This is a genomic window from Micromonospora sp. ATCC 39149 (assembly GCF_000158815.1).
Taxonomy (GTDB): domain Bacteria; phylum Actinomycetota; class Actinomycetes; order Mycobacteriales; family Micromonosporaceae; genus Micromonospora.
On the sequence record NZ_GG657738.1, the window covers coordinates 4,899,024 to 4,902,007 of the forward strand.

A 2,984-nucleotide genomic window follows, 5' to 3' on the forward strand; every position below is an offset into this window, starting at 1 on the left:
CCGGGGCCCGGCCCGGGCTCGCCTGGACCGGGCTCGGCCTGCTGGTGCTCGCCAACGCTGGCCGAGCTGTGGCTCCAAGGTGCCCGTACACGGCGGGAGGCGGGCTGTCCGACGTGACCGGCGCGGGTCTCGGCGACGTGCTCGGCAGCACGTACGGGGCCGCGCACCTGGTGCGGCTGGGCCTGCTCGCGGCGGCGGCGCTCCTGCTCCGCCCGATCTTCGCCGGGCAGGTGGGGCGCACCGATGCGGTGCTTCTGGCCGTCCTCGGCGGGGCGACGCTGTTCACCTGGCCCCTGGCCGGGCACCCGGCGGCCTCGCCCGCGCCGGCGGTGTCGGTGGTGGTCGACGCGGTGCACCTGGGCAGCATGGCCGTGTGGCTGGGCGGGCTGGTGATGCTCGGCGGTTTCCTGCTGCGCCTGGCCGACGAGCGGGAACTGGGCGCGATCCTGCCGGTCTGGTCGCGCTGGGCGGCGCTGTCCGTCGCGGCGCTGCTGCTCGCCGGCACCGTGCAGGCGCTGATCGAGGTCGCCACCCCGTCGGCCCTGCTCGACACCACGTACGGGCGGCTGGTGCTGGCCAAGATCGTGTTGTTCGCTCTGGTGATCGCCGTGGCCGCGTACTCCCGGGCGCTGGTGCGCCGGCGGACCGCGCCGGCCCACCCGGCCCCGGTGCGCCGGGCGGTCTGGGTGGAACTGGCGATCACCGCCGTGGTGCTCGGTGTGACGGCGACCCTGGTGCAGACCCCTCCGGCGCGGACCGCCGCCGCCGACGTGGCCGGTACGCAGGACGGCTTCTTCACCACCACGCTGTCCAGCTCGCTCTACTCGCTCCAGGTGGAGCTGGACCCGGCCAAGCGGGGCAACAACTCGATGCACCTGTACGCGTACACGCTGGACAACCGGCCGCAGCCGGTGGCCGAGTGGAAGGCCACCGCCGCGCTACCGTCGGCCGGGATCGAGCCGATCGAGATCCCGATGCTGTCGCTGACCGACAACCACGCGACCGGGGAGATCAACCTTCCCGCCGCGGGGCAGTGGCAGTTCCGCTTCACCGTCCGGATTTCGGACATCGACCAGGCCACGGTGAGCGCCACCGTGCCCATCCGCTAACGAGAGGTAGTTCCACCATGCTCCGTCACCGGCGTTCCGCAACCGCCGCCGCCCTGGCCCTCGGGGTCGCCGCCGTGGTGCTCGGCGTGGCCGGGCCCGCCTCGGCGCACGTCACGATCAACCCGAGGGAGGCGACGCAGGGCGGCTACGGCCGGTTCGCGTTCCGGGTGCCGAACGAGAGCGACGAGGCCTCGACGACGAAGGTCGAGGTGGTGCTGCCGGAGAACGCGCCGGTCGGTTCGGTGTCCACGATGCCGGTGCCGGGCTGGACGGTGGCGGTGGAGAAGCGCAAGGTCGACCCGCCGGTGCAGGTGCACGGCAGCGAGGTCACCGAGGCGGTTGCCAAGATCACCTGGACGGCGACGGGGGACGCGGCGGTGAAGCCGGGCCAGTTCCAGGAGTTCCCGGTGTCGATGGGGCCGCTGCCGCAGGTCGGCACGATGGTGTTCAAGGCGCTCCAGACGTACTCCGACGGCACGGTGGTGCGCTGGATCGAGGAGCCGACCGCCGGGGCGGAGGAGCCGGAGCACCCCGCCCCGGTGCTGACCCTGACCGGGGCGGCCCCGTCGGTCGGTGCCTCGGCCCCGGCCGTGGCCGCCCCGGCCGCGGACGACGATGACGACGACTCCGACGGTGGGCCGGGCCTCGCGTTCGGCGTCGCCGGGCTGGTCGCCGGGCTGGCCGGCCTGGTCCTCGGCGGGCTCGCCTTCGCCCGTACGCGGCGGGGCCCGGCGGGGACGAGCTGATCCGTACCGCCTGCCCGCCCGTCCCGTCGGCCCGCCCGGTCGGCCCGTCCTGCTACCCGCCCGTCCCGTCGGCCCGCCGGTCCACCCGGCGGGCCGGCCCGTTTCCGGACTCCGTCGTACGCCGTTGCTGCTGATATAGGGCTGATTGCGTGATTTGCGCCGGTAAGGTCGGCCGGGTACTCAAGCCACGGAAGGGGACGAAACCGATGCGGATCGCTCGCGCGCTCGCTGGCATGCTGCTGCTCACCATCGGTATTCCGGCGTTGCTGGCCGCAGGCGCGCTCGGCGTCCTGTCCCGCCACCCCGACGCCGCCGGCGGGTTCACCGTCGGGATCGGGGCGGTCGTCCTCCAGGCGCGTCCGGCGACCGACTGGTTCCCGGTGGCAGCCTGGCTGCTGGGCGCGCTGGGTGCCCTGCTGGTGGCCTCCGCCGTGCTGCTGCTGCGCCCGGCGCGCCCGCGCGAGGTGGTCTTCGTGGTCGAACCCGACCAGGTTCCGGTGCTCGCCGATCGGCTCGGGGTGACCTCGCTCGACGGGCTGGGTGCCCGCCCCGCGCCGTCCCCGGCCGCGCCCGTGGACCGGCAACTGGTCGCGGTGGGGGCGTCGGCCGACCGCCCCCGGTCCGCGCTGGCGCCGGCGCCGGCTCGCCGCCCGGCCACCCTCGCGGACCTGACCCCGTCGCCCAAGCCGGCCTCGTCGCCCCGCTCGGCGTCGTCGTCCGGGGCGTCGTCGTCGCTGCCGGGCCCGCCGGCCTGGCCGCCGGTCGCGCCGGAGGCCACCACCCGGCCGGTACGGATCGAGCCGCGCCGGATCCGCCCGGCCGCGCCCAGCGCCCGCACCCGCCCGCGCTCCTGACCGCCGCACCCGCCGCCGCTCCTGCCCTCCGCGCCGGCAACGCCTGCCCTCCGCGCCGGCAACGCCTGCCCTCCGCGCCGGCAACGCCTGCCCTCCGCGCCGGCAACGCCTGCCCTCCGCGCCGGCAACGCCTGCCCTCCGCGCCGGCAACGCCTGCCCTCCGCGCCGGCAACGCCTGCCCTCCGCGCCGGCAACGCCTGCCCTCCGCGCCGGCAACGCCTGCCCTCCGCGCCGGCAACGCCTGCTTGCGCGTGCCGACCGGGCCGCGCCGCCGC

At 76.2% G+C, this 2,984-nt stretch carries 2 protein-coding genes and 1 pseudogene; all 3 read left to right on the forward strand.

Annotated elements, in window-relative coordinates; translation table 11 throughout:
* Positions 1 to 1,109: pseudogene (locus MCAG_RS21400) on the forward strand (copper resistance D family protein); the annotation flags it as partial.
* Between the two features lie 17 nt (positions 1,110 to 1,126).
* Positions 1,127 to 1,855, forward strand: a complete 729-nt coding sequence (locus MCAG_RS21405) for a YcnI family protein (RefSeq protein WP_007075068.1) — start codon at positions 1,127 to 1,129, stop codon at positions 1,853 to 1,855.
* Between the two features lie 206 nt (positions 1,856 to 2,061).
* A complete protein-coding gene (locus MCAG_RS33825; RefSeq protein ID WP_036374588.1) occupies positions 2,062 to 2,709 on the forward strand; it encodes a hypothetical protein in 648 nt (215 codons plus the stop codon).
* Positions 2,710 to 2,984 lie beyond the last annotated feature (275 nt).